Raw genomic sequence first — 987 nt, 5'->3', positions numbered from 1 at the left:
GCTACCCCTCCACATATAAGAATCAATAAAATGGCGGAGGAAGAGGGATTCGAACCCCCGCGCGGTTTAACCCGCCTGTCGGTTTTCAAGACCGATCCCTTCAGCCGGACTTGGGTATTCCTCCATTATCAGAACATAAGCCATGAAATATCTTTGGTAGCGGCGGAGGGGATCGAACCCCCGACCTTACGGGTATGAACCGTACGCTCTAGCCAGCTGAGCTACACCGCCAAAAATCATATTTTGAATATCTCTCATGGTCGGGAAGACAGGATTCGAACCTGCGACCCCTTGGTCCCAAACCAAGTGCTCTACCAAGCTGAGCTACTTCCCGAAAACGAATGGTGCCGAGGACCGGAATCGAACCGGTACGGTAGTCACCTACCGCAGGATTTTAAGTCCTGTGCGTCTGCCAGTTCCACCACCCCGGCGATATTTAAATACGTATTCTTATCCATACTTGGTAAATAATATATGGAGGCGGCAACCGGATTTGAACCGGTGGTAAAGGTTTTGCAGACCTCTGCCTTACCACTTGGCTATGCCGCCATATATTATGGAGCGGAAGACGGGATTCGAACCCGCGACCCCCACCTTGGCAAGGTGGTGTTCTACCACTGAACTACTTCCGCATATAAAAGTTGTATGGTGCGGGTGAAGGGAGTCGAACCCCCACGCCTTGCGGCGCCAGATCCTAAGTCTGGTGCGTCTGCCAATTCCGCCACACCCGCATTATATATTCTATTAATTATAAATAAATGATAAAAAAGTGCCGGCTAGAGGACTTGAACCCCCAACCTACTGATTACAAGTCAGTTGCTCTACCAATTGAGCTAAACCGGCATAATTTGAGATAATATATAGCTTGTACACGCTTACCTAGTAATCGTCATCCTGACCTCAGAATGCCTATTCAAGCTGCTGCTCGGTCAGTATGCTGAAGCTCATTCAGGAAGTTTATTCGATCGTGCTCTACCAATTGAGCTA

Annotated in this window: 8 tRNA genes; all 8 read right to left on the bottom strand. The window is 48.8% G+C overall.

Annotation, left to right across the window (positions count from 1 at the left end):
• Nucleotides 1-31: 31 nt before the first annotated feature.
• The 8 genes from V7150_RS18715 to V7150_RS18680 all read right to left on the bottom strand — a co-directional run bounded on the left by V7150_RS18715 (nucleotide 32) and on the right by V7150_RS18680 (nucleotide 843).
• Nucleotides 32-124: transfer RNA gene (locus tag V7150_RS18715), tRNA-Ser, on the bottom strand.
• A gap of 30 nt (nucleotides 125-154) precedes the next feature.
• Nucleotides 155-231: transfer RNA gene (locus V7150_RS18710), tRNA-Met, on the bottom strand.
• Nucleotides 232-257: 26 nt separating this feature from the next.
• Nucleotides 258-334, bottom strand: a tRNA-Pro gene (locus tag V7150_RS18705).
• Between the two features lie 8 nt (nucleotides 335-342).
• Nucleotides 343-431, bottom strand: a tRNA-Leu gene (locus V7150_RS18700).
• A 44-nt stretch (nucleotides 432-475) separates the two neighbouring features.
• Nucleotides 476-549, bottom strand: a tRNA-Cys gene (locus V7150_RS18695).
• Nucleotides 550-557: 8 nt separating this feature from the next.
• Nucleotides 558-632, bottom strand: a tRNA-Gly gene (locus V7150_RS18690).
• A gap of 14 nt (nucleotides 633-646) precedes the next feature.
• Nucleotides 647-731 (bottom strand) — tRNA-Leu (locus V7150_RS18685).
• 39 nt (nucleotides 732-770) lie between these two features.
• Nucleotides 771-843: transfer RNA gene (locus V7150_RS18680), tRNA-Thr, on the bottom strand.
• Nucleotides 844-987: the final 144 nt, after the last annotated feature.

The sequence above is a fragment of the Neobacillus drentensis genome (genome assembly GCF_036965245.1).
GTDB classification, from domain to species: Bacteria; Bacillota; Bacilli; order Bacillales; family Cytobacillaceae; genus Neobacillus; species Neobacillus drentensis_G.
The sequence above is the reverse complement of the archived record's forward strand: the minus strand, read 5'-3'. Positions and strand labels throughout refer to the sequence as shown.